This window comes from Kitasatospora sp. NPDC001261, from assembly GCF_042896795.1.
Lineage (GTDB): Bacteria > Actinomycetota > Actinomycetes > Streptomycetales > Streptomycetaceae > Kitasatospora.
Window position 1 is genome coordinate 89,995 of sequence record NZ_JBIAXP010000021.1, and the last position, 24,576, is coordinate 114,570.

Annotated in this window: 22 protein-coding genes; 19 read left to right on the plus strand and 3 right to left on the minus strand. The window is 72.7% G+C overall.

Annotation, left to right across the window (positions count from 1 at the left end; translation table 11 throughout):
- Positions 1–13 precede the first annotated feature (13 nt).
- From fxlM to ACFY4B_RS26965, 13 genes are all read left to right on the plus strand, one after another.
- A complete protein-coding gene (gene fxlM, locus ACFY4B_RS26905) occupies positions 14–2,422 on the plus strand; it encodes a methyltransferase, FxLD system (RefSeq protein ID WP_387971932.1) in 2,409 nt (802 codons plus the stop codon).
- Positions 2,422–3,117, plus strand: coding sequence for a hypothetical protein (locus tag ACFY4B_RS26910; protein WP_387971935.1), 696 nt, complete (start codon positions 2,422–2,424; stop codon positions 3,115–3,117). Before fxlM ends, ACFY4B_RS26910 begins: the two co-directional genes overlap by 1 nt.
- A gap of 562 nt (positions 3,118–3,679) precedes the next feature.
- Positions 3,680–3,928: a hypothetical protein gene (locus ACFY4B_RS26915; RefSeq protein ID WP_387971938.1), complete on the plus strand. Its 249-nt coding sequence runs from the start codon at positions 3,680–3,682 to the stop codon at positions 3,926–3,928.
- 66 nt (positions 3,929–3,994) lie between these two features.
- Entirely contained in the window at positions 3,995–4,636 is a 642-nt protein-coding gene (locus ACFY4B_RS26920; protein ID WP_387971941.1) for a hypothetical protein, read from the plus strand.
- 142 nt (positions 4,637–4,778) lie between these two features.
- The gene (locus ACFY4B_RS26925; RefSeq protein ID WP_387971944.1) at positions 4,779–6,383 is read left to right on the plus strand and encodes a ParB/RepB/Spo0J family partition protein; all 1,605 of its coding nucleotides are present in this window, start codon (positions 4,779–4,781) and stop codon (positions 6,381–6,383) included.
- A gap of 149 nt (positions 6,384–6,532) precedes the next feature.
- Positions 6,533–7,063 carry a hypothetical protein gene (locus tag ACFY4B_RS26930; RefSeq protein WP_387971947.1) on the plus strand — a complete coding sequence of 177 codons (531 nt, stop codon included), beginning with the start codon at positions 6,533–6,535 and terminating at the stop codon, positions 7,061–7,063.
- A gap of 211 nt (positions 7,064–7,274) precedes the next feature.
- Positions 7,275–7,727: a hypothetical protein gene (locus tag ACFY4B_RS26935; RefSeq protein ID WP_380436125.1), complete on the plus strand. Its 453-nt coding sequence runs from the start codon at positions 7,275–7,277 to the stop codon at positions 7,725–7,727.
- Positions 7,728–7,822: 95 nt separating this feature from the next.
- Positions 7,823–8,623 carry a hypothetical protein gene (locus ACFY4B_RS26940; RefSeq protein WP_387971950.1) on the plus strand — a complete coding sequence of 267 codons (801 nt, stop codon included), beginning with the start codon at positions 7,823–7,825 and terminating at the stop codon, positions 8,621–8,623.
- Positions 8,624–8,634: 11 nt separating this feature from the next.
- Positions 8,635–8,913: a hypothetical protein gene (locus tag ACFY4B_RS26945; RefSeq protein ID WP_387971953.1), complete on the plus strand. Its 279-nt coding sequence runs from the start codon at positions 8,635–8,637 to the stop codon at positions 8,911–8,913.
- Positions 8,914–8,930: 17 nt separating this feature from the next.
- Complete coding sequence (locus tag ACFY4B_RS26950) at positions 8,931–9,827, plus strand: hypothetical protein (protein WP_387971956.1); 897 nt, start codon at positions 8,931–8,933, stop codon at positions 9,825–9,827.
- Entirely contained in the window at positions 9,824–10,501 is a 678-nt protein-coding gene (locus tag ACFY4B_RS26955; RefSeq protein WP_387971959.1) for a DUF6884 domain-containing protein, read from the plus strand. Before ACFY4B_RS26950 ends, ACFY4B_RS26955 begins: the two co-directional genes overlap by 4 nt.
- The gene (locus ACFY4B_RS26960; RefSeq protein ID WP_387971962.1) at positions 10,488–10,832 is read left to right on the plus strand and encodes a hypothetical protein; all 345 of its coding nucleotides are present in this window, start codon (positions 10,488–10,490) and stop codon (positions 10,830–10,832) included. The genes ACFY4B_RS26955 and ACFY4B_RS26960 overlap by 14 nt, the downstream gene beginning before the upstream one ends.
- 319 nt (positions 10,833–11,151) lie before the next feature.
- Complete coding sequence (locus ACFY4B_RS26965; protein WP_387971965.1) at positions 11,152–13,665, plus strand: hypothetical protein; 2,514 nt, start codon at positions 11,152–11,154, stop codon at positions 13,663–13,665.
- A gap of 68 nt (positions 13,666–13,733) precedes the next feature.
- Here the strand turns inward: ACFY4B_RS26965 and ACFY4B_RS26970 are convergent, their stop codons facing one another.
- Together ACFY4B_RS26970 and ACFY4B_RS26975 are read right to left on the minus strand one after the other, a co-directional pair.
- Entirely contained in the window at positions 13,734–14,624 is an 891-nt protein-coding gene (locus tag ACFY4B_RS26970) for an aminoglycoside phosphotransferase family protein (RefSeq protein WP_387971968.1), read from the minus strand.
- A 56-nt stretch (positions 14,625–14,680) separates the two neighbouring features.
- Positions 14,681–17,200 carry a DEAD/DEAH box helicase gene (locus tag ACFY4B_RS26975; RefSeq protein WP_387971971.1) on the minus strand — a complete coding sequence of 840 codons (2,520 nt, stop codon included), beginning with the start codon at positions 17,198–17,200 and terminating at the stop codon, positions 14,681–14,683.
- A 270-nt stretch (positions 17,201–17,470) separates the two neighbouring features.
- On the opposite strand from ACFY4B_RS26975, the gene ACFY4B_RS26980 reads away from it, so the two are divergent.
- Positions 17,471–18,793, plus strand: a complete 1,323-nt coding sequence (locus ACFY4B_RS26980) for a hypothetical protein (protein ID WP_387971974.1) — start codon at positions 17,471–17,473, stop codon at positions 18,791–18,793.
- Between the two features lie 92 nt (positions 18,794–18,885).
- On the opposite strand, the gene ACFY4B_RS26985 is transcribed toward ACFY4B_RS26980, so the two are convergent.
- Positions 18,886–20,028: a hypothetical protein gene (locus ACFY4B_RS26985; protein WP_387971977.1), complete on the minus strand. Its 1,143-nt coding sequence runs from the start codon at positions 20,026–20,028 to the stop codon at positions 18,886–18,888.
- A gap of 165 nt (positions 20,029–20,193) precedes the next feature.
- On the opposite strand from ACFY4B_RS26985, the gene ACFY4B_RS26990 reads away from it, so the two are divergent.
- The 5 genes from ACFY4B_RS26990 (at position 20,194) to ACFY4B_RS27010 (ending at position 24,537) form a co-directional block, all read left to right on the plus strand.
- The gene (locus tag ACFY4B_RS26990; protein WP_387971980.1) at positions 20,194–21,447 is read left to right on the plus strand and encodes a hypothetical protein; all 1,254 of its coding nucleotides are present in this window, start codon (positions 20,194–20,196) and stop codon (positions 21,445–21,447) included.
- 47 nt (positions 21,448–21,494) lie between these two features.
- Positions 21,495–21,758, plus strand: a complete 264-nt coding sequence (locus ACFY4B_RS26995; protein ID WP_387971983.1) for a hypothetical protein — start codon at positions 21,495–21,497, stop codon at positions 21,756–21,758.
- 53 nt (positions 21,759–21,811) lie between these two features.
- The gene (locus ACFY4B_RS27000; RefSeq protein WP_387971986.1) at positions 21,812–22,282 is read left to right on the plus strand and encodes a hypothetical protein; all 471 of its coding nucleotides are present in this window, start codon (positions 21,812–21,814) and stop codon (positions 22,280–22,282) included.
- 222 nt (positions 22,283–22,504) lie between these two features.
- A complete protein-coding gene (locus tag ACFY4B_RS27005) occupies positions 22,505–23,353 on the plus strand; it encodes a hypothetical protein (RefSeq protein ID WP_387971989.1) in 849 nt (282 codons plus the stop codon).
- Entirely contained in the window at positions 23,353–24,537 is a 1,185-nt protein-coding gene (locus tag ACFY4B_RS27010; protein WP_387971992.1) for a hypothetical protein, read from the plus strand. The genes ACFY4B_RS27005 and ACFY4B_RS27010 overlap by 1 nt, the downstream gene beginning before the upstream one ends.
- Positions 24,538–24,576 lie beyond the last annotated feature (39 nt).

The window sequence follows — 24,576 nt, forward strand, 5'->3', positions numbered from 1 at the left end:
GGAGCCCATCCCCGTGCCCACGGACCAGAGCGTGACAACGATCGACCACAGGAGCACCAGCCCTGCTGGACCCATCCCGCAGGAACAGTGGGAGCAGCACTACGCCGACGGCATCGCCTTCCGACCGCTCGGCGAGGACGAGCGCAAGCTGCTCGCCGAACACGCGCCCACCCCCGCGGACGGCGGCCGGGCACTGGAGGTCGGCTGCGGGACCGGCGAACTCGCCGCCCACCTCGCGGCAGTCGGCTACCAAGTCGATGCCGTCGACCTTGCCGAGACCGCACTGGAGCGCGCCCGCGCCGACCACCCCGACACCGGCGTGCGGTGGCTGCGCCTGGACATCGAGCACGACGACCCCGACCCGCTCGGCGACGAACCGTACGACCTTGTGGTGCTTCGCCTGTCCGTCGCCTTCCTCACGAACCGGACGAACACCCTGCACGCCCTCGGAGCGCGGCTGCGCACCGGCGGAACACTGCTGGTGATCACCCCCGTCGCCGACTCCACGCCGTCCACCAAGCGGCACATCGCCCTCGACGAGAGCGAGATCGCCGCGCTCACCTCCGGCTGGAAGGACGTGCAGCGGCTCGACGCCGGCGACCTGGCCGTGCTGGTGCTGCGCGACCCCTGCCAGGACACCGTCGCGGTGGAGCGCAGCGTGCCGGCCACCGGCAACAACGCGGTCGCGGCCGCGCTGGCCGTCGTCACCAACAGCCGCAGCCAAGTGCTCCTCGGATTCTCGGCCAGGGGCATGTGGGAGCTCCCGGGCGGCAAGATCGACATGCTCAAGGCCGCAGACGGGCAATTGCGCGCCGAGAGCTTCGAGCAGGCCGCGGTGCGCGAGCTCCGAGAGGAGACCAGCCTGGAGGCCACCGGCACCACGACGCTGACCGTGCTCACCGACGCCGCCCAGGGCGTTCCCCGCATCACCGCGGTGACCCGGATCGTAGAGTTCTCCGGTCGGCCCACCGTCATGGAGCCCGGCAAGTTCGCCCGGTTCGAGTGGTTCGACCTCGGCGCCCTGGACTGTCTCGGCCCGGTGTTCGCCCCCAGCGCCCAAGCCCTGAACGCGGTCTGGCCCGGCACCGTCCGTCGCCTGCCACCGGTCAGCTCCTACCCGCACGACGCCCCGGCCCCGTCCGCGCCCGGGGAACCCCCGGAGGCCACCCGACGCCGCGAGATGATGGTCCAAGCCGTCATCGACGGCGGCTGGGCGCCCACCGCCGAGGTGCAGGCCGCACTGCACGCGGTTCCGCGGCACCGCTACCTTCCGGAAGCCTCCCTGGCAGAGGCGTACCACGACGACCTCGCCGTGGTCACCCGCCGGGACGGCAGCGAGAAGGCAACCAGCTCCGTCTCCGCGGTCTGGCTCCAAGCAGACATGATCACCAACGCCCGGCTGCGCCCCGGCGCGCGGGTGCTGGAGATCGGGAGCGGCGGCTACAACGCCGCGTTGCTCTCCGAGGTGGTCGGCCCTGCCGGACAGGTCGTCACCGCGGACCTGGACCCGTACGTGGTGAACCGCACCAGGCGCTTCACCGCCGAGGCCGGTACCGGCAACGTGGTGGCCGTTGAGGGCGACGGCGCGCTCGGCGCGCCCGCCGCCCTGGTGCCTCCCGGCGGGTTCGACGCGATCATCGTCACCTACAACGCCTGGACCATCGCCCCGGCCTGGCACGAGCAGCTCGCCGACGGCGGGATCCTGGTGGTCCCACTCGAGTTCCACGGGTACACCAGGGCGGTCGCGCTTCGCCGCGAAGGCGAGCTCCTTCGGGCGAGGGCCTGGACGTACTGCGGGTTCATCCGCGACGCCGGCGCCCTCGGCCGGACCGTCCCCGAGGCCGCACTGGCCAACGGACTGCGGCTGCGCTTCTGGGACGGCGAGCCAGGCGACACCACCGGCCTCGACGAGGCGCTGCGAGGGCCGCGGCACGAGGTCGCCACCGGCGCGACCATGGGAGCGAACGCGTTCTTCGGCTCCCTCCAGCTGTATGCCAGCACCACGCTGCCCGGCTTCTGCCGGCTGGTCGCACTCGATGACCCGCAGGACGGGTGCACCGGGATCAGGAAGGGGCAGGACGTGCCGGCGATCCTCGGCGACGGCTCCCTCGCCTACCTGACCTACATCCAGACCCGAGACGGCGACCGCCCCGAGGAGAAGGAGTGGGAGTGGGTGGTCTACGCCTTCGGCGAGCATGGCCAGCGGCTGGCCGACCAGATCACGACAACAGTGCGGGAATGGGACCGGCAGGTTCGCGCCGACGACAACAGCAAGCACGCCAACCCGGACCTGACCGTCTACCCGGCCGACACCCCCGACGAGTTGCTGCCCGCGGGCCACGTCCTCGACAAGGAGCACTGCCGGCTGGTCTTCCAGTGGGCTGGTTGGGCGACCCAGAGCCAGACCGATTTGGAGGCTTGATGAACCAGCACGTCACGATCGGCGTGGCCCAGCGGCCGGGTACGACGCTTCCCTGCGCGGACGGATACGACGTCCAGCGCACCGGCGACCGTGTCACCGCCGCAGTGGTGGACGGCGCCGGGCACCACCCCGACACGGTGCGGTACGCCGGCATCGCTCCCGCCGTCATCACCCACATCGGCGCGACCCTCGGTGGCCTGACCGGCCTCATCACCGCAGGGAGGGGGGCCCACGCGTACCCCAAGCCGCCGCACCTCTCCGCCATCTACGCCCGGGTCGACCCCGGCAAGCCCGTTGGCCTCCACTGGATCGGCGACTGCCGCGCCTACGGATGGAACGGAGAGGCCCTGACCTGCTACAACACCATCCAGACCATGGGAACGCTCCTGCGTACCCACGGCGGTGTGCCGGTGGAGATCGCCGATCACTACGACGACTGGCCGCGACTCGGACTTGCCCAGGCCACCGAGACGACCTGCCGTGAAGCCGAGATCCCCGAGGACGTCCACCTCGTGATGCTCTGCTCCGACGGCATCCCTGGCCACGTCGCGCAGGCCACCTGGCGGGAGCTGTGCGCGAAGCACGCCGACGCTCCCCAGGCCCTCGCCGACGCGCTGGTCGCCGCCGCCGCCGTGAACAACGACGGCTACCGCGACGATGCCACCGTCATCGTGCTGCTGCGCCACGACGCGTAGGCCCGACCGGGCCTCGGACGAACCCCATCGGCTGTGTGGTCGACGCCGACCTCCCCGTGCTCAGCGTCTGCCTGGAGGGCGTCGAGCGCATCCCCGGGCTCGGCAGCGCGCAGCGACCGGCCAGCGGCGGCGCGACCGTGTTGAGGAGGGTGCGACACCGGATGGACTGCACCTGCGGAGGACGACGTACCTGCCGCCCCCGCTTCGCGGTGGTTAGGCCGGCGCTGCGCGCCGGGTGGTGCCCGGCTGCGCCGGGCGCCGCCTGTCTGCCGGCCGGGCCTTCGCTGCGCTGCGGCCCGTCCGGCGTTCTCCCCGCCCTCCCGGCTTTTCGATTTTGGGGGCGCGCGGCCTGCGGTCAAGCGCTCCGGTCCGTGTCCTCGCCGGCCCGCTCCTTCGTCGCTCTACCGGCTGCGGTCCTCCCTCCCGCGCTTGACCTCCGGCCGCTCTCCGCCCCCAAGATCTCATTTCGCCGGGGGGCCGGGGGAACAGTCCACGGGACCAACCCGTACATGGCTGAGCTCCCTCCCCGACACACCCACCCACCAACGAAAGGCCCAGAAACATGATCACCCAGGCACCCGAGCGGGCTCGCGCGGCGCTCCGCGCCTACACGCAGACCTGCGGCGACACCACGCTGGACCAGGTCGACGACTGGCAGACCCTGCTCTCTGACCTCTTCGGCGACCTGATGCTTTTCCTGGCCGCCGAAGGCGAGGACCCGTCACTGGACGAGGCGTTGGCGCGCGGCGAGACCTACTACACGCAGGAGAGCGGTGAGGTTGACGAAGCCTACCCTTGCAAGGTAGATTAGTACATGTCGGAACGGGGAGGGCAAGCCCCGGAATCGGCCACCGCGACGTCCACCTAGGAGTACACCGTGATCCATCTGGTCACCCCTTCTGGCAAGCGCCTGCCCGCAGAGATCACCACCGACTGGGGAACCGGTATGAGCTGCTACGACCTGCCCGGAGTGGGGGCGTTCACCCTGACCCCCGACGCCGGGGAGGGCGACCGCCTGGAGGTCGCCTACGGCCGACCGTCCTCGCCGCAGGCCAGCCCCGACGGGATCGTCGGCTGGACCGGCCACCCCGTGGTCCGCGGGGTCGCCCTCGCCGGACGGGCCCGTGTCCGCCTCGCCGAGATGGAGCGCCTCATCGCCGCCCACCCGAACTGGAAGTTCGGATGGCATGTGTGGATGGAGCGACCGGCCCGCCTGCGCCCCCTGGCCTCCCGGGACTTCTGGGCCGCCACGACGGTCACCGACCAGGTCAACCTGGATGCCGCCCAGGTGGTCGCCGCGATCGCCCGCCACCACGCGGCCCGCCCGGACCGGTCGGCCCTGATCCGCGCCAGGGCCGCCGCCGTCGCCCCGGCGCGCATCGCGGAACTGGAGGCCCGCCGCAAGGACGTGGTGCGCCGCATCCTGGACGCTCAGGCCGAGGCCGGCCGCCTGGACGTCGAGGTGGCGAACTGGGCTGCGCTGCTGCCTGCCGCGCCCCGCACTCCGGTCGGCGTGTAGCGCCGCACTGCCCCGCCCGGTTGACCGCCGGGCGGGGCGGGGAGGTTGACAATCCCCCCCCGAGAGAGTAGATTAGTACATGTCGGAACGGGGAGGGCAAACCCCGGGCCGGGCACCACGAAACCCCACCGAGGAGAATTCCGTGACCACCGCCGTCGAGATCACCCAGACCATCGAGACCCCCCAGACCGAGGCCCCCGTCGGCGTCGAGAGCCAGCCGGACTACGACCTGGTCCTGGCTCTGATCGACCCCAAGGCGATCGTCTCCCAGCGGAAGATCCGCCCCGTCGATCTCGCCCCCGACTTCCTGGCCTCCGTGAAGAAGCACGGCGTGCTGGAGCCGGTGACCGTGCGCGAAATCGGCGACGGCCGGTACGACCTGGTCTTCGGCAACCACCGCCACGCCGCAGCGCTGGAGGCCGAGCACGAGCAGATCCCCGCCCTGGTGCGAACGAACATCAGCAGCACCGCTGTCCAGCTCATCCAGGCGCTCAGCGAGAACATTCACCGCACCGGGATGAAGGCCAGCGAGATCGCGGCCGTCTACGACCAGCTCGCCCTGGAGGGGCTGGACGTGGCGGAGATCGCCGCCGAGGTCGCCCAGGACGAGGAGTCGGTCCGGGAGTCCCTGCGGCTGCACAAGCTCCCCAAGGTCGCCCGGGATGCCGCCGACCTCGGTCAGCTCTCCATCGAGCAGGGCATACGGCTCGCCGAGTTCGAGGACGACCCGAAGGAGTACGCGAAGCTGCTCAAGACGGTCAAGGAAGGCGGCAACCTCCGCTACGCGCTGGACAGCGCGCAGACCCGGCGGGTCGACCGGGAGCGCAAGGCCGAGTCGCGCAAGACCCTGCTGGAGAACGGCATAGCCCTCATCCCCAAGCCCGAGTACGGTGCCGTGCCGGTCGCGCTCGGATCGCTCAAGGACCCCGAGGGCGAGACGTACAACGCCACGTCCCACGCCGCCTGCGCCGGGCACGCGGCCTACCTGGACGAGCGCGGCCACATCGTCTACGTCTGCCGGGAGCCCAAGCGCTACGAGCACGAGATCACCAAGTACTACACCCACCTGAGCGCCGAGGAGAGCGCGGCGAAGGCCGCCGAGGCCGAGGCCGAGGCCCAGCGCCAGGAGTCGCTGCGGATCGCCGCGAAGATCCGCATGGAGTTCATCACCAAGCTCGCCCGCGCCAACAAGACCCCCAAGGGCCTGTACAGGGCGACCATGGCCCAGATTTTCGGCTACGCCTTCGATCGGGGCTCGGAGAACGGGTTCGAGGTCGAGGTTTTCCGCATCATCGGTGCCTCCCCGGCGAAGGACCAGGACCCGGTCGAGGCGATGGAGCGGCGGATCGGCCGGACCCCGGAGCACCGGCTCCCCCTGCTCATGTTCGCCCAGCTCGCCGTCCAGGCGGAGGCCAACCTCCGGCGTCAGTCCTACTGGTTCAACCTCGACTGGGCGATCGCCTGGCTGGAGCTGGTGGAGGCGTACGGCCACCCGCTGGCCGAGCCCGAGATCGACCTGCTCGCCGAACTGCGTGAGAAGCGCGAGCGGCGGGACAACCCCCAGCAGGCTCCGGCCCTGCACGAGGACGACGAGGACGAGGACGAGGACGAGGAGGACGACGAGGACGAGGTCGAGGAGACCGAGGAGGCGGGGGACGAGGTCGCATCGGAGGGAGCCGAGCCGGAGGAGCAGCCGGCTCCGGTGGACGCGGGGCAGGGGCTGCCGGAGCTGGCTGCGGCAGCCTGATGGATCGCGGTGGTGGGGGTGGCCCGGGAGGGGCACCCCCACCATGGCAGTTGACACCCCTTACCCCGTCGGGTAGATTAGTCAATGTCGAAACAGGGAGGGCAACCCTGGGTCGGCCACCACGAACCACGTCGCAAGGAGCGCCGAGAATGTCCAGCACCATCACCGGTCACCGCGCCACCCTCTCCGTCTACCTGGTCGGCACCCACGAGATCCAGCCCGTACGACTGGGCCACGAGATCTTCCTCACCATGCCCTCCGCCCGCCTGCGCTTCCAGCACCCGCACGCCCTGCTCGCCGCCTACCGCGCCTGGCTCGACGCCGAACGGCTCGCCGCAGCCACCTTCGACGCCGCTCTGGTCGCCCAGCGCGCGCCCGGCATGGACGACATCCAGTTCTCCGGGCACCTGACCTTCGCCGGTCCCGTCCCCGGCGTCCACGTGGACGCCCGCCCGGCCGAGGCCAGCCCCACCGGAGCCGGACAGATCCGCCTCCAGCTCGGCGCCCTCACGCTCACCGTCGGCGACCTGGACGCCTTCCGGACCCAGATGGACGCCTGGACGTTCGCCTACCGCCTGGGCCACACCCTGTGGCCCGAGGAACTGCCCGCCCTGGAGCAGGTCCGCGCCGAAGCGCTCCTCGCCGACGTCACCCCGGCGGCGCTGGCCACCGCAGCGTGACCACCCCGGCCGCCCGCCCCACCGGCCGGGCGGCCGCGCCCCGCCCCGTGGCATCGCGCAGCTCCGCCGCGCCGGCCTCCGACCGGAGGTCTCCAGCGCAACCATCTTGATCCGCGCCGAACGATTCGAGTAGGTTAATGAATGTCGAAACAGGGAGGGCAAACCCTGGAGCGGCCACCACGACCACCACCGACAGGAAGAACCACCCCCCATGGACCCCACCGTCCGAATCGTCAACGGCAGCGTCATCCTCCCCACCGGACCGTGGGAGGTGATGCCCGAGATCCACCGCGACCTGCGCCATCACGACTTCTATCCGCCGTTCCACGAGCTCGCGCTCATCCCCGCGCTGAACGCCACCGGCGGGATCCCTCAGGAGGCGCGCACCCTCCACATCCACTACCGCGCCCCGATCGACGGCTACGACTGGTACGTGGCCGAGCTGGACCCCACCACCGGCAAGGCGTACGGGTGGCACCGCTGCGGAACGCTGTTCGGGCAGTGGGGCGAGTTCCTCCTCGGCGAGCTCGAGGTGTGCACCCTGGCGCCCCGGGTGACGCGCCGCCAGCCCGGCGCCGCCCGCGGCCCGCTGATCGTCGAACGGAACCCGGACTTCGTCGCGGCACCCGCCGGCCTGTGCCTGCCCGCCCGCACCCTCGACTGACGTCGACGTCCCCGTACTCCTCGCGCCCCTCCCCCGCGGCCCGCGCACGACCGCCGCCGCATCCGCGCGCCCTCAACCCCTCCAGGACCACCACCATGCCCGCCACCTCGACCAACCGCCGTCCAGCCGCCCCCGCACCGACCGCCGACGGGCCCGCCAAGCACATCGTCCAGTTCAGCGGCGGGATCGCCTCCTTCGCCGTGGCCACCCGAGTGGCTGCCCTGGCCCACCGCCGCGGTGAGGAACTGGTCCTGCTGATCGCCGACACCCTGGCCGAGCACCCCGACCTGTGGCGCTTCAGCCATGAGACGGCCCGTCTGCTCAAGGTCCCGCTGACCCGTGTGTGCGACGGCCGCACCCCTTGGCGGGTCTTCGCCGACAACCGCTGGCTCGGGAACTCCCGGCTCGCCCACTGCAGCCTCGAACTCAAGATCAAGCCGTGCCGCCGCTGGCTGGAGGAGAACGCCGACCCCGCCCGCGACCGGCTCTACATCGGCCTGGACAACTCCCCCCGCGACCAGGCCCGTGCCCGAGCGATCACGGCCGGCTGGCTCCCGTGGCAGGTGTTCTACCCGCTGCACGACGAGCCCGAGCTGACGAAGGAGCACCTGTTCGACGAGGCCCGGAGCCTGGGCATCGCGATCCCAGCGCTCTACGAGCTCGGCTACGACCACAACAACTGCCATGGGCTCTGCGTCAAGGCCGGGCACCGCCAGTGGCGCCGCACCCTCCAGCTCTTCCCCGAGGAGTTCGCCCGGGCCGAGGCCGCCGAGGAACAACTGCGCGGGGAACTCGGCGACGTCGCGATCCTGCGCGAGCAGCGCGAGGGCGTCCGTCGCCCCCTGCCTCTGGCCGAGCTGCGCCGCCGCCAGCAGGCCCTGGCCACCGCTTCCTGAACGAGAGACCGATGATCACCACCGACACCACCACCGGATCGCTGAGCGGTCCGCAGATCGACCGCCTGAGGGCTGACTTCGAGCTCGACGAGGACGACCTCGACGACCTCGTGCGCGACGTCTTCGACGAGCGCGCCGCAGCCGTCAACAACGACGGCGTCCAGGCCCAGCTCGCCTTTCTCTCCGCTGAGTGCCAGGACGAGACCGCGCTGCGCGCCTGGCTCGCCGACGCCTTCCCCGGCCGGGCGGCCGACACCGCCAGCCCGCCACCGCGCCACCCCGAGCGCTGACCCCAAGGAGACGATCAATGGACTGGGACCTGCCGATCGGCGCCACCGTGCCGCTCAAGGAACTGCCCAAGCGGTACGGCGGCCGCCTCCAAGGCCGCATCCGCCCCTCTCGGACCGAGCACCTGCTGATGATCAGCGGCACCGACGCCTCCTCCGCCCGCGACGGCTGGACCGGGACGAGGTACCTCTTCACCGGGGAGGGCAGCCGCGAAGGGCACCACCGCATCGCCCAAGGCAACGCCGCTCTGCTGCGCCACCAGGAGACGGGCCAGACGCTGCGCCTGTTCCACCACCTCGGCGGCAGCGACCCCCGCTACCTCGGCCGGTACGCCATCGACGCCGACCTGCCCTTCGTCCACGCCGACCTGCCCGGCGAGTTCGGGCCCGTGCGCGGCATGGTGTTCCGCCTGGTGCCCCTGGACGGGGCGCCCACCGGCGTACGGCTCGCGGTGGACGCGCCGGGTAAGAAGCCCCGGATAGAGCAGGCGGACCTGGACCCGCAGCTGCTGGACGCGGATGCCGACCGCCACGCCCCGGCCGGCGTCCGGCTGCTCGCGCAGTACTGCCGATACCAGCGCCGACGCGGCCACGGCCTGGCCCGGCTGACGGTCACGCCCGTCGGCAACCTCACCGCCATCTGCTCCGACCTGTACGACCTGACCGCCAACGAGTTGGTCGCCGTCGTGGGCGACGGAACCCGGGACGCCCTGCACCGGGCGGTCGGCTTGCTCGACGACCTAGCCCGCTACGCCGACCCCGGTGTCGGCCGGACCCTGCTGCTGGCCGCGAAGCCGGACCGCGACCTGTTCGGCCTGGCCGCCCGGTACGGCCTCACCCTCACCTGGCCCAGCGACAACGGCGGCTTCGCCCGCAAGACCCAGCCTCATCCCCTCCAGATCGGAACCGCCGCATGACCGACCTGTCCCCCACCGGCGCGAAGATCCTCCGCGGCAACGAACAAGGCCGGGTCGACGGCCACGGAGCGGCCCTCGACAAGCTGGTCGCCGACCTCCTGGTGGTCCGCAACCCGGACGGCACCAAGACGATGACCCCCAAGGGCTTCCAGGCCCTGGCCGCGCTGGAGGCCAAGGCCGCCGGACCGGCCACGGCCCCTGCGGATCCCGCACCCAGGGTTGTCGTGGTCGGATGCAGTGCCGGGAAGCAGCAGAGCAACCAGCCGATCGCGGTCTCCGACCTCTACACCGGCTCGCTGCACTGGGCATGCCGACGGGCCGCGCAGGCGCTCACCCGCGCCGACGGCCGGGTCCTGGTGCTGTCTGGCCTGCACGGCCTGCTCGAGCTGGACGCCCGGATCACCCCGTACGAGCACCAGCTCGGTGCGCCGGGGTCGGCGACGGCCGACCAGCTGCGCGAGCAGGCCGCTGCCCTGGGAATCGAGCAGGCCAGCGTCACCGTGCTGGCCCCGTCCGCCTACGCGGAACTCGTCGCGCAGGTCTGGCCGGAGGCCGAGCAGCCGCTGGCCGGCCTGGGCGGCATCGGCGCGATGCGCCGCGTGCTGGCCCAGATCGCAGCCACCGGCACCGTTCCGGACCGGGGAACGAAGGACCCCGCCCGTGCCGGTCGCTGACCCGGGCCGGGCCCGGGTCGTTCAGCCTCTCCCGGCCCCGGTGTACCACCGGGAGTACCGCGAGTTGCTCGCCACCGGCGCCCTGGTGGACCGCTCGGGGCGCCCGCTGCCCAGCGGGCCGTGCCCCACCTGCGACTCCCTCATCGACGGCTACACCTGCCCGGGCGCGATCCGGTGTCCGCGCTGCAGCGCGGACACCGGTCGGCGCTGCCTGCGACCGAGCGGCCACGAGAGCGACCAGTGGCACAAGGCCCGTCGAGCCGCGGCCGACGACCTCGACCAGCAGCGCGAGGACGCCAACGACCCAACGCTGCCCGCGCCCTGGCCGTGAAGCGACCCCGCGTGCACCGACAGTGCCGGCCGCTGCTCCGACCCAGAGGCGCAGCGCGGCCAGGCAGCCGGCCTCGGCCAGCTCCACGAGGGTGACCACCCGGCTACGCTCCGGGTCGGCCCCAAAACGTACGTTTTTGCTCCCAGATCCGGCTTGTACACAGGCCAAGGTGGCATCGGCGCTTGTCTGGCTCTCCCGCTCGCGAGTCCGGGACACCGAGCCGCCGGGCATCGGCTGCGCTCAAGGGCTGACCGACTGTCATCGAGTCCCGACACAATGCGATGGCGGGCCCCTACTCGAACGCGAATGGACCACGTTGTTGACCACACCCCTGCCGCGCCCCAGCCACGACCCGGCGGCCGCCGCCACCGGCCGGCTCGTCGATGCGATCCGCGCCCACGACTATCCGGAGGCCGCCCAGGTAATCCTCCAGGCAGCTCGCGGCAAGTACGTCGGCCGTGTCGGTGCGCTCCTCGTCTCCGCGATCTGCCACGGCGCCACCGACGACGAGTGCACCGCCTCCGGCATCCCCGACATCGCCCGGCTGACCCACTGCCGAGACCGGGACGAGTTCCTGCGCCACGCGGTCGCCACCGAGCGGCCGTTCCATCGCGCGGAGGAGAACTGGCCGGACGCCGAGCGGTGCCGGGCAACGATGCAGAAGGCCGTCGGGCTCTACACCAGCCTCGTGCATACCGACGCAGACAGGGCGACCGACGCCGTCGCGCACGGCTTCGCCTCGGCGTTCCGACAGGACGAGAAGATCGCGTTCCCCCTGCTGTCCATGCTCGCCGAGGCGGCCGTCCCGTCCTACGGGCGCCTGGCGGCCGACATGATGGGCACCGGCCGCATCCACACCCTGCTGGACCGGGCCAGCAAGAACCGTGACTCCGTGGAATCGGTGCTGCAGATGGCCCGGTTGAACGGGGTGGACATGGGCGAGATGGAGACGTTGGCCGCCGACGTGGTCGGCGAGCTGAACCGCAAGGCCCTGCGCGGCCCGCTGGACGGCGTCGAGGTGGAGCAGTTGGCCGGCATGGGCGAGCTGCTGGAGCGGATCCGCTCGCACCGCGCGGGCAAGTCCGAGGACCTGGTCCCGGCGCTGGCCGACGTCCTGGTAGACGCGGCCGAGCGCGCCGACGACGCGCTGGTCCACGAGATCACCAACCACGCGGTGCAGTCCGGCATCCACGACCAGGTGACGGCCGCGATCCTCGGCCGGATCGAAGACCTCGCCCCGGCCGACTTCCGGCTGCCCGGCGGCCGTCCGGACTTGCACCGCGCCGCGGGTACCAGCGACCGCGCCACGTGGATGGAGACCGCCCACTCGGCGAAGGGGCCGCTGGGCCGCGAGGCCGACGCCGCGTGGGCGCTGGCCCGGGCGGCCGTCGAACTGCTGGACGCGGCGCTGGCCGAGGCGCGGCTGCGGGGCCGCTGGGACGCGGCGACGGCCGTGCTGCGCCCCGCGCTCGGGGCGCGCCCGGAGCTGGCCGACCCAGTGATGCAGACCGCCGCGATCGCAGCCGCCGCGCTCACCGCCCGTGCCGGGCAGGAGGCTGCGCAGGCCCGCGCCGAGCTGGACGGGACGCTGGAGGTGGCGGGCTTCAGCGAGCCGATGGACCCGGCCACCGTCGTCCTGCCGCCCTACCCGAACCACGGGACCGAGCCGCTGGAGGCCGACCCGGCCGACCACTTCGACTTCCACCAGCCCGTCACCGCGGTGACCTCGCGCTGGCGGGCCAAGCTGCGCCGCCAGCTGCTCACCCCGGAGTCCGTGTCGGTGACGGCCGAGATCCTGGACGACATGACCCTCGTGCCGGCGGTGGCCTCCCCGCTCGAGGCAGCGCAGATCTTGCTGGGGCAGGAGGACGAGCGGCTGCTGACCGGCGCGGTCTGGCTGATCGACGGGCGGCTGACCCGTCTGGCCACCGCGCAGCGATTCGACGCGCGCGAGCTGCCGGTCACCTGGGACCGGGTGCCGGGCAAGCGCGGCATGGGCTTCATGCAGTTCGAGCATGCGATCGGCCAGATGGGCCGCCAGTCCGTCGTCGCGGTGTCCTGGGGGCCGTGGCGGGCGGATTGGTCCCCGCACCCGGGCGCCAGCGCGCTGCCCGTTGCCGAGCCGTTCGGCCGGCCGGTGTGGTGGCACACCGACATGCATCCCAATGAGCGGGACCAGGAGCGTTACTTCAACGGCAAGTTGGACGCGCGGGGCCGGGACCGGTCGGTGGGCTTGCTGGTGGAGCAGCCGGGGGTCGAGTTCGTGTGGCTGACGTTCTGGACGCCGGCCCTGGTCGGCCAGAAGGAGCTGCCGCTGGTGCGGGCGGGGGAAATGGTGGTGCCGATCGGCGCGTGCCTGCCGGCCGAGCCGTCCCCGGCCAGCCGGTGGCCGTGGGCCCGGGTGGTGTTCGCCTGCTGGGACCGGCTGACCGACCCCCAGCGGGAACCCGGGCAGCTCGTTGCCGCGGTTGAGCAGGTCGTGGTGGAGCTGCCGGACAACCGGGCCAAGGACAAGAAGCGCAAGAGCGGCAAGCGCACCGACGCGGTGTCGGTCGCGCGGGTCGAGGAGGTGCCGACCCCTCGCCGGCCCCGGCCGGCCCCGGCGGTGGAGGAGCCCGCGGCGGTCCCGTCGCCGCGCGGCCCGCTGACGTACGGGTACACGGTGGTCACCAAGGGCACCCGGAGGTTCTGCACCCAGACGCACAAGCACCGCGAGTACCGCGAGCGGGGCGAGGAGTGCCCGCACCACGAGGAGCGGCCGATCGTGCCCAGCTACAAGGTGCGGCCGGACCTGGAGCAGCAGCCCACGAAGCGGGCGCGGCACGCGACCTGAGACCCGGGCCCGGCGGCCGGCCAGCCGCACGGACTCGTCGTCCGTGCCATGCCGGCCCGTGGGTGCGTCTACTGGTCCTGGTGGGCCAGGCGGGTCAGGACGAGCCGGCCCCGGTCGGTGAGGACGGTGTCCTTCTTGATGAGGCCGGTGTGCAGGTAGGAGACGCCGAGCCGGGTGGTCAGCAGGTGCAGCAGCCGGTCCTCCTCGGCGGTCAGCGGGCGGCCGTACCCGTCGAAGAACGCGTTCTTGAGGTCGGGGCGCGTCACCCACACGGCGCCGTACAGCCACGTGTACTCCTCGGCGGCGAGCCCGTGGGCGGCCATCTCGAAGTCGATCAGCCCCAGGACACCGGACGCCGAGTCCCACAGCCAGTTGCGGGTGGCGAAGTCGCCGTGCCGGTAGACCACGGGCACCTGGCGCGTCAGCTGCGGCAGTTCCTCGGCCACGCACCGCACCAGCGCGCGCTGGGCGGCGTCCAGGTGGTGGCCGGCGCTGTCCAGGCACGTGGTAGCCTCGTCGGCCTGCTGCGCCATGGACGCCCCGATGGCCTCGCGCTCCCGGTCCGTCGCCGGGGCGGAGGCGTCGTGCCAGCGGCGCAGCGCGCGGCCGGCGAGCTCGTACACCCGCTGCTCGTCCCGAGGGTCGAGGGGCAGGTCGCGTACGACGAGGCCGGGCTGCGGCGAGCTCATGATGGCCAGCAGAGCCGGGTCGGCGGCCAGGAGCCGGGGCGCGCCTCCGGGGTCGAGAGCGCGCCCGGCGTGCTGGTAGCCGGTGATCTCGCGCTGGTAGTCCAGAGCGCTCGGGCTGAGCTTCACGTACGCGGCCCGGCCGCCGGCGCTCACCCGCCAGACCTGCGACTTCGCCTTGGGCCAGGAGACGTCCGCGACCTGGTCCACGCCCACCAGGTGCTCACTGACCCATCGCCGCAGGTCGGAGGGGATGGGGGCGTTCTGGATCATGTGAGGTGCTCTCCGATTCTCGTGGGTGCAGCGGTGACCCGGCGGGCGAGGTGCCCTCAGGCGGCCGGCTTCGGCGCCTCGGCGTAGGTCTGGAAGAAGCTGCCCGCCAGCAGCTTGCCGACGGCCAGCTGCTCGGCGACGGCCTGCTCGTCACGCCAGCGGCCGTTCCCGTCGGCCAGGGCGACCGCGAAGGCGGTCACGGCCTTCTTCAACGCCTCCCACTTCTGCGGGGTGACGACCCGCATCCCCTCCACGGCCGTGCCGAGGCCGTGGAGCACCGCGCTGGGGTGCACCATCACCGCGAGCGACTTGACGCCGCTGTAGTTCGTCGCGTCCCAGCGGACGCTGCCGCCCAGCTGGTCCAGGTCGCTCTTGGCGATCGACCCGGTGGTGCACCCGGTCTTCAGCTCGATCACCGCGTGCCGCTCGTCGCTGAGCGCCCACAGGTTGTCCGGGCCCGTCCCGTACAACTTCTCCGGACGGGTGCTGGTCACGCCGAGGTGGAGCCCGAGCCGCATCCAGGCCGCCTCCGCCTCGTCGGAGCGCTCCTCGTCACCCCAGACGACCTCGTCCAGCAGCGCCTTCACACCGAGCACCAGCGACACGCCGTCGGCGTGCTCCTGGTCCAGGAACTCCGCGGCCGCCTTCGCCTGCACGGCCGCGGCCCGGAGCTGCGCCGGCACCACCCCGGCGGCCGGGCGCAGCACGAACTGGTTCAGCTCCAGCGCCCGGGTCAGCATGCGCTGCGCCGCGGCCGGGTCGACATGGTTGAGGTAGGCGGCCCGCTGCTCCAGCAGCAGCCCGCGGACGGCGGGGTCCTCGACCTCGGTGGTGGCGCGCTGCATCGCGTCGGCGGCATCGCGCTGGCGGCCGGTCGCCGCCAGGTCGAACGCCTGCCGGGAGGTGACGGCCTCCGGCCGCACGACGCCGCTGTCCGCGTAGCGGATCTCGGCCAGGGCGCGGCGGCTGGCCGCCACCCACTGGGGGTCCCGGTCCAGGCACGCGCCGATCGCGGACCGCAGGGAGTCCAGCCCCTCCCCCTGGATCAGGTCGGCGATGTCGCGGCTGAGCTCGACCTGGGCCCGGGTGGCCGGGGAGAGCAGCGCCCGCTGGCGCTGGTCGTGCGTGGCCACCGCGAGATCGCTGCCGAGCAGCAGGACCACGCAGTGGTCCTCGCTGTCGCGCACCCCGCGGCCCATGCCCTGCTCGATGCGCTGGATCTGACGGGCCAGCAGGGTGGGGCTCCCGGAGAGCACGGCGGCCTCGCGGCGCTCGGTGGCGTCCATCGGGCGTGGGACGCCGTCCAGCACCAGGACCCGGCATGCGTCGCCCGGCAGGTCGACGCCGTCGTACTTGTTGACCATCACCACCAGGCCGACGTGGCCGGCCTTCAGCTCGGCGACGCCGGCCTCGAGGTCGCGGACGTGGTGGACGCGGTCGGCGTACGGGGCCCACGCGGCGGAGGCCCGGGTGCTGGGGACGAGTACGACCACGTTGACCGGCGGGGCGTCCGGGATGCCGTCGCCGTCGCGGTCGCCGTCGGCGAGCTGGCGGGCCAGGACCCGGACGGCTTCGTCGTCGAGGGAGCGGTTGAGTGCGACGGGCGCCAGGATCATCCGGTCGCCCAGGTCCGAGGCGCTGCCCGGGGTGACCGGGCGCTGCACCAGCTTCGGGTCGGCGTCCAGGTCGGTGACCAGGATGCTGTCGTCGGCGAGCGTGGCGGTCAGGTACACCCGGCGGGCGGCCTTGTCGAAGGCCGGGATCATCGCGATGGGAAGGCACGGCGGCCGCAGCTCCACCCCGCGGCTGGTGACGGTGGCCGCGCACAGCGGCAGGACGTCGGCGATCAGCGGCCACTCGAACTTGATGCCGTCGTCCCCGGCATGCGGGTGGAGGGCGGCCATGACCTCGCTCTGGCGGGCCTGCCACGACCAGAAGGGGATGCGCACCACCGCGGTGAAGTCCTGGGCGCGCACGTCCGCCCACGCCTTCGGGGACTGCTGCTCCAGGTCGGTGGCGAACAGCGCGAGGAGCTTGGCGTAGGCGGGGTGGCCGGCGGCCACGGTCAGCCGGAACTGGCCCTCGGCGGTGGCCAGGGCCGCGTGGGCGTCGTCGACGACGACGATCCCCAGGTCGATCGCCTGCCGGCCGTCCCCGGTCACCCCGAAGACGGACTTGCCGTTGATCAGCTTGTGGAACGTGGTCACCAGGATGGCCTGCCCGGAGCGGAAGGCCAGGTCGTCCGGGTCGCCGGTGGTGGCCAGGCCCAGCCGGTCGGCCTCGGCGCGCACCTGCCTGGCCAGGTAGGTGTCCGGCGCGAGGTAGACGGCCTTGCCCACGCCCTCGTTCAGCGTGCTGCGCGCGATGAGCAGGCCGGCGACGGTCTTCCCGCCGCCGGTGTTCTGCTTGATCACGACGTCCCGGTCGGTGCGGCGCTCGAACCACCTTTCCAGCACCTCGCCCTGCTCGTGCCGCAGGTAGGGCCAGGGCCGGTTCGGCAGTGCCGCGTAGATCTCGCGGGGGCGCAGCAGCGGATCCTTGTTCCCGGCGCCGACGCGGGACCAGTCAAGCGGCATCGTGTGGAGTTCCCCTCGGGCTGAGCAGCGGTACGTCCGACATCATCCTCCCCCGGCCCCCCGGTGAGCCAACCGATTTGACGGGGCGTCATGGCCTGCCGCGGAGCTGCGGAGCTGGCTGCAAAAACGTACGTTTTTACACCTGTTCGCCGAGCTTTGGTGGGGTACTGGGGCACGGCGTGGCTGGCGCCAGAAGCCGATGGCTTCGCGCTCCGCTGCCCCGGGGGCCGCTACCGCCGGCGGGGGCGGGTCGTTGGGCCGGGGGTGAGCGTGGATGAACTGCTGGGCAGGGCCTTCCCGGAGGGGGCCGCCGCCGACCGCGGGGGTCTGCGGGTGGGCGGCCTGGACCCGGACTCGGACTGGGCGCGGTTCCTCGGCCCGGGAAGCGAGCACGAGCAGCTGGTCAACTCCGCGTGGATCTCGCTGGTCGACGAGGTGGGCGCGGCCGACGAGCTGGCCGCCGACCACGGCGTCACCTGGGACACCCCTGCCGTGCGGGAGCAGCTAGTGCTGGCGCTGGCCGGCGCGGACGGCCAGGTCGTGGACGTGGTCGCGATGGCCTGCCGCCAGGCCCAGGTCCGGCACCGGTGGGAGTTCGAGGCCGCGTTCGCCCGCCACACCGCCCGGGCGCTGCCGGAGGATCTGGCCGGCCTGCACGGCCAGGACATCGCGCCGCTGCGCAGCGCCCTGCTGACGCCGGACCTGCTGGCGGACGTCGACTACCGCGCGCTGGACGCCGGGTGGGCGCTGACCCGCTTCAACCGGGCGGTGACCGCTCTGGGGGCCTACCAGGCCCTGCCCCACCACATCCCGGGCCCGGCCGCGCTGGACGTGGTCACCTGCGCCGAGCTGGAACCCGCGATGAAGGCGGACCTTCGGCTGCCGGGCGGGTGGGCGCTGGTGATGCACGACGCGGTCCCGCTGCACGCCGCGACCGCCGACGACCAGTCCCTGTCCGAGCTGCTGGAGCACGGCCGCATCGACGCGGGCCGCCGCCCGGCGGTGATCGGGGCGCTGCTGCGCGCGCAGCCCGGTCCGGAGCTGCGCCTGGACACCCGGCTGGGATGGCTGTGGCTGACCAGCGTGGACGAGGCAGGGCGGCGGCACCGGTTCCTGCAGCCGGCGGCGTTCGGAGCCCACCCGGCCGGCCGGGTCCTCTACTCCTACGCCGCGCAGCTCGCGTTCGGGAACTGGACGCCGCCCGCCGCCCCGACCGAGCCGCCAGGCGGGGAGCGGCTCTCCCAGAGGGCGGTACGCCGCGCGGTGCGCACCCCGGAGGCCGCCGCCGGCGCGTACCAAGGCGTGCACGTGCTGCGGCTGACCCCGCCTCCGGAGCGGCCGACCGGCGGCGGGACCGCCGCCCGCGGGACCGGGAACGGCCTGGTCCACGGCACGTGGCGGCGTGCGCACTGGCGCTACCGGGTGCGGGTGGGCGTGCGTACGGAGGAGGGGAGGTTGGTCGGCCCGGTCTACAAGACCGGCGTGGAGGGCCAGACGTTCACCTACGAGACCCGGTTCGTCACGCGCAGGCGGATCCGCTCGGACCTGCCGTTGCGGGAAGAGACCACCCTCTACACCCTGCCTGGCCCCTGACGGGCAACCACGCCCGTTGCCGGCAACTGCCAACCGGTGCCGACGGTCACGGAGCGGGCGGTGCGGCGGCCCGGGCCGAATCCCGGCTCCGGCTACAGCCCGACCGGCTCGTGGGCGAGCGTGGTCCCGCCGGTGCGGGAGATTTCGACGTAGGCGGGGCGCTGGGGGCGCGGCATCAGCCGACCGAGCAGGCCGCCCTTGGCCTCCATCAGGTCGGCCGGGTCGAGGCCGGCGTTGGCCAGCACCTGGAGCTGCTCGCTGGAGAACGCTCGGGTCCAGCTGGTGGAGTGGTGGGCCGGGCACCACAGCTGCAGGTCGCCCTGCTCGATGACGATGGAGACGACGGATCGGCCGCGGGTGGTGAAGGGCGACTGGTCCTGCAGACCGGTGGAGGCCTCCCGGTCCAGGTAGACGCGGGCCACGCGCTCACCGGCGGCCCACGGGTAGCGCTCGGGCTGGTCGAGCACCGTCCTCACCCACGGGAGGAGGTTGATCGGGTCCTCGCGGTTGACGGGCCGGCGCTCCAGCGGACTTGGGACCGCGGTGCGCAGCCGGGCGATCAGCGCGCCGCCGATGCTCTCCAGGCCGCCGCCGACGCCGCCGTGCAGGCTCTCGTCCGCGGTGCGCAGCACGCCGTTCTCGAGGGACAGCTCGACGAACTCGTGGGAGAAGACGGTGGAGGCCGCGTTCTCGTCCCAGCCGAGTTGGAGCAGCAGGTCGTGGCTGGCGCTGGGGCCGGTGCCGCCGTAGCCGGCGTTGCAGTTCGTCACGCCCAGCAGTTCGCCGGTGGTGCTGACCAGGACCAGGCTCGGGGTGTTCAGCAGGGTGCCCTCCGCCCAGACCGCCGGGTGGGCGCCGCACTCCAGCACGATGTCGGCCTCGTTGTTGGCGACCAGTGCGCGCTCCACGGTCCCGAAGGCGCCGGCCGCGATGTACTGGATGGCGCTCCAGGGCCCCATGACGAGCGCCGGCTCGGGCCCGGTGGCGGGGCCGTGTTCCCTGGCCCGGTCGACCATGCCCTTGACGGCGGGGTGGGTCACGCCGATCTGCCGGGCGATGTCGCGGCGGCTGAGCAGCCTCTTCTCGCCCGGGGCGGCCTCGGCGAAGGCGTCGACCGCCGCGACCGCCCGGTCGCGGTGCGCCTCGGCGCCGTGGAGCTCGTCGGTGAGCGCGTCGACGCGGTGCTGGGCCGCGGTCATGCGGGCTTTGGCCCGTTCGAAGGCGATGGTGTCCATGGGTGGTATCTAACTATCCAATCTCTGGAAAGTCACTAACCAATTTTTGGAGCCCAACCATCCAACCTCTTGACCGGGCACACCCACGATGGGTAGATTAGTAAACGTCGAACGAGGGAGGGCAAACCCTCGGGCGGCCACCACGACCACCCACCGAGGAGCACCGTGTCCCCGCTCACCGCAGACTTCCGCGTCCCCGCCGGCATGCCGGTCGTCGCCAACCTCGGCATGGGCGTCGACAGCTCGGCCTACGCGGCCCGCTGGCTCACCGACCCCGCCAGCCGCGGCTTCGACCTCGACCAGCTGACCTTCCTGATCGCCGCCGTCGGCGAAGAGTACGGCACCACCCACCGCCTGATGGAGGAGTGCCTGTTTCCCCTGATCGCCCGCCACCGGATCCGCACGGTGACCGTGGCCCGCAAGGGCCACAGCACCGCCGAGGGCTACCTGGTGCTCGACGACACCCGCACCCCCACCCGACTGCGCACCCGCCCGGCCGACGAGGCCGCCGCCGCTCCGGTGACCCTGGGCGAGCGGATGCTCCAGGCCGGCACCCTGCCCCAGGTCAGCCGGGACCGGCGCGCCTGCTCGTCGTGGATCAAGCACTTCGCCCTCGACTCGTGGATCAAGGACAACGTCGGCGGCGCCCCCTTCGTCCACGTGATCGGCTACAGCGCCGAGGAGCCGGAGCGGTCGCAGACCGACCTGCTGAAGAACAGGGGGCACCGGCGTCCGGACTTCCCGCTCCAGCGCTGGGGCTGGGGGCGCCAGCGCTGCGAGGACTTCCTCCTGGAGACCTTCGGCCGCCGATTTGTGCGCAGTTGTTGCGGCTTTTGTCCCTTCCAGGGGACGAAGGTGGGCCGCGAGGCCCTGGTCGAGCGCTGGGCCGCCGAGCCGGACCTGGCCCTGCGCGCCCTGCTGATCGAGCACTCCGCGCTGGTCCACAACGAACGCGCCCTGCTCTTCGGCTCCACCGCGGCCTACCGGGTCGTCGCCGACGCGGGCCTGAACGACGTGCTCGCCGCCCACCAGGCCCAGCTCGCCGCCCAGCGCTGGGCGATCTACGAAGTCCGCCGGATCTACTGGCCCCACTCCCAGCACGGCCCCGCGAAGAAGGGCCAGGCATGGCGTTCGGTGCGCGCCGTGGCCACCGGCAGCCTCTCCCGCATGACCGCCGAGCTGCCCCGCGCGGCCGCCGCCCACGGCGGCACCCCGGTCATCGACCGCCACGGCATCACCCGAGTCCCGCTGCTCACCCCCACCGCGCCGTACCCGGCCGTCGAGCACTTCCTCGCGCTCGGCCCCGCCCTGGCGGCGGACAAACAGCGCAAAGAGTTCGAGCGCGGCTGGTCGCAGGTGGCGGGACCGGCTCGGGCGCGAGCTGGCCAACCGCGCGGCCCGATCGGCCTGGCCGCCTGAGCCCGCACCTCCCCACCATTCCCCCAACCCCCTCGAAGGAGAACACCGTGATCCACCGTCACGCCGCGCCGCTGCGGCGCCTGCACGCCGACCGGAGTCCGTGCCCGCCCGAACACGCGCACACCGCCGCGCGCGAGCCGCTCACCGACGGCTGCCCGGGCTGGCGGATCGTGGAGGCCCGGTGCTGCTGCGGCACCTGGAAAAGCTCCGCCACCACCGCGAGCTCCGCACTCGCAGAACAACGCCGGCGGCACCTGGCGACCCACCCGCGCACCGGCACGGCAGCGTGCACCGGGACCGGTGGCCGATGAACAGCGCCGCCGACCATCTCCCGGAGCCTGGCAGCCCCGCCTACCAACAGCTCATGGCTGGCCTGGCCGCCGTCTACGCCGACCACGCCCGCCGCGGCGACATGTCGGAGCCCGTGCGGATCGTCATCCAGGCAAACGCCGCCTACCCGGACGGCCTCCTGGATCTCGCCGCGGCCCTGCTGCTCGAAGCCGCCCGCCGCTGCCCGCCCGGCCTTCGGCACGGCGCGACGCCGGACCTGTCCCGCCTCGCCCCCAGCCGGCCCGACGCCCTCACCGTGCTGAAGGCGGCCTCCGACACCAAGCGGCTGCTGGGACGCGGACCCGTGGACGCGGACGACATCACCTCGACCGAGCAGCAGGTGAGCACCCACGAAGCCCACCGCCCCACCGTGCAAGCCGCGCTCGCCGCTGCTTCCCGGGGCCTGAACGCGGTACGTGCGGCCCTCGGGCCCGCCGACGCAGACCCCCGGGCCGTCAGCGCGGTGCTGGCGATGGCGGCGGAGGCCCTGCGCACGATCGGCTGACGAGCGCCGCCGGAACGGGCGCGGGCAGGCCGATTCCCGGTTGCCACCACTCCCCAAGTCGCGTAGAATAATGAATGTCGAACAGGGGAGGGCAAGCCCCTGGGAGACCACCACGACCCCTGACCGAGGAACCCGCATGACCCTACGGATCGCGCCCGCCCCCGGCGTCCCCCCGCAGCCGGCCCCGCTCCCCGCAGCATCCCGCGCCGAACGCCGCGCCCCATGACCGACCCCCGCCAGGCCGTCGCCACCGAACGCGGCCGCTACTACGAAGACCCCTCCGGGGGGCCGCCGCTGATCAGCGTGACCAACGTCTTGGACCACTCCGTCAACAAGCCCATCCTGATCCCCTGGGCTACCAAGGTCGTCACCAACTACGTCTTCGAGCAGCTGCCCCGGATCACCACCGCGGCTCGCACCGGGCCCGAAGAGATCATCAAGGAGATCAAGAAGCAGCCGAACCTGGCCAGGGAGGCCGCCGCAGACCGGGGCTCGCGGGTGCACAAGCGCGCCGAGGCCCACCTGCTCGGCCAGCCCACCCCGGTCGAGGAGGACACGGAGGTCCTCCCGTACTTCCGGCAGTTCCTCAAGTGGGTCGCCGAATGGGATCTGGATCCGGCAAAAGATCTAGTTGCGGCCGAGGTAACCGTCGCCAACCGCGCGCTCGGCTACGCCGGAACCCTCGACATGCTCATCCAGCTGCCCACCGGCCGCACCCCCCGCACCCGCCGCCAGCTCTGGCTGGTGGACATCAAGACCTCCGCCACCCAGCCCTCGACCCGGATCTGGAGCGAGTACCCGCTCCAGCTCGCCGCCTACCGCTACGCCCCGACGATCTGGACACCCGACGGCAGCGACGCCCCGATGCCCAGGGTGCACGGCGCCGCCATCCTCAACCTGCGCCAGCGCCGCCACAACCTGATCCCCGTCCCCGCGAACCGGCGCGCCTTCCGCGCCTTCCGCTCCGCCCTGGTCGTCGCCCAGCACCTCCAGGAAGCGGAGACCACCAAGTACATCCCGTTGAAGCCGCCCACCCGCGACGACGCCGAGCCCCTGAGGAGGGCAGCCTGATGGACCGCGAGACCACCGCGCCAGCACGCCACCGCATCATCACGCTCCAGCGCCAGGCCGTGGAGCTCGGCCGCCTGCGCACCGGCTGGAGCGTGCCCCACCGCGACCCGAAGAAGCGCCCCGTCCCGGTGAAGTCCAAGACATGGGTACTCACCAGCCACAACAAGACCTACATCGACGCCGCCGCCGAGCTGTGGGGCGGCGAGGCCCACCGCTGGCAACCCCAGGGCAGCGGCGATCCCCAGTGGCGCGTGATCACCCAGGCCAGCAGCATCCCGGCGATGCTCCCCAACGGCGAGCCGCTCCGCCAGTACAACGAGCTATGGTCCGGCGGCGGCTGCGCGAGGCGCTGCGACGGCCAGACCGAGATGCTCAGCAAGAAGCCCTGCCTGTGCCTGGACGAGTACGGCGAGGACTGGTACCTCATGTCCCCCAAGGAGGTCTGCCGGGCCACCAGCCGACTCAGCGTCATGATGCCCGACCTGCCCGGCATCGGCCTGTGGCGCGCCGAGACCCACAGCTTCTACGCCGCCAACGAGTGGCCCGGCGTGCTCGACCTCGTCGTCGCCGGCACCGGCGGCCGGGGCTTCGTTCCCGTCCAGATGCGCATCGAACCCCGCACCCGCGTCGCGCGCGGCCAGACGAAGCACTTCCCCGTCGTGGTCTGCGAGTTCGGCAACGCCACCATCCGCCAGGCCATCACCGGCACCATCCCCAACCCCATCCTCACCGCGCCCCCGCAGCAGCGGCCCGCACTCGAAGCCGCCGTCTCCCCCTACCTCGCGGACGCCCTCGTCGCCGACACCGCCGACGAAGTCCTCGCCATCTACCGCCTCGCCGAGGCCGCCGGGGACCTCAACGACGACCTCAAGGCCCGGCTCAAAGCCATCGGCACCCAGCTGCGCACAGCCGAGAAGGCCGACGCCACCGCCGACAAGGCCAAGGCCGACGGGGAGGAGGAGCCGATCGACGCCGAGATCGTCGAAGACAGCGACCCGGCTGCCACCGACGACCTGAACAGCCTGTGGCAGCAGATCCTCACCGCCGCCGGTTCCCGCAACTGGACCACCAGCCAGGTCGCCCAGCGATTCGCCGCCGACAACAACGGCCTCGACCTGCGGCAGGCCAACGCGGGCCAGCTGCGCCGCTTCCTCACCCGCCTGCGCGAGCCGATCCCGGCCTGATCACCCCGGTCCGGCGCACCCAGGGTGCGCCGGACCCCG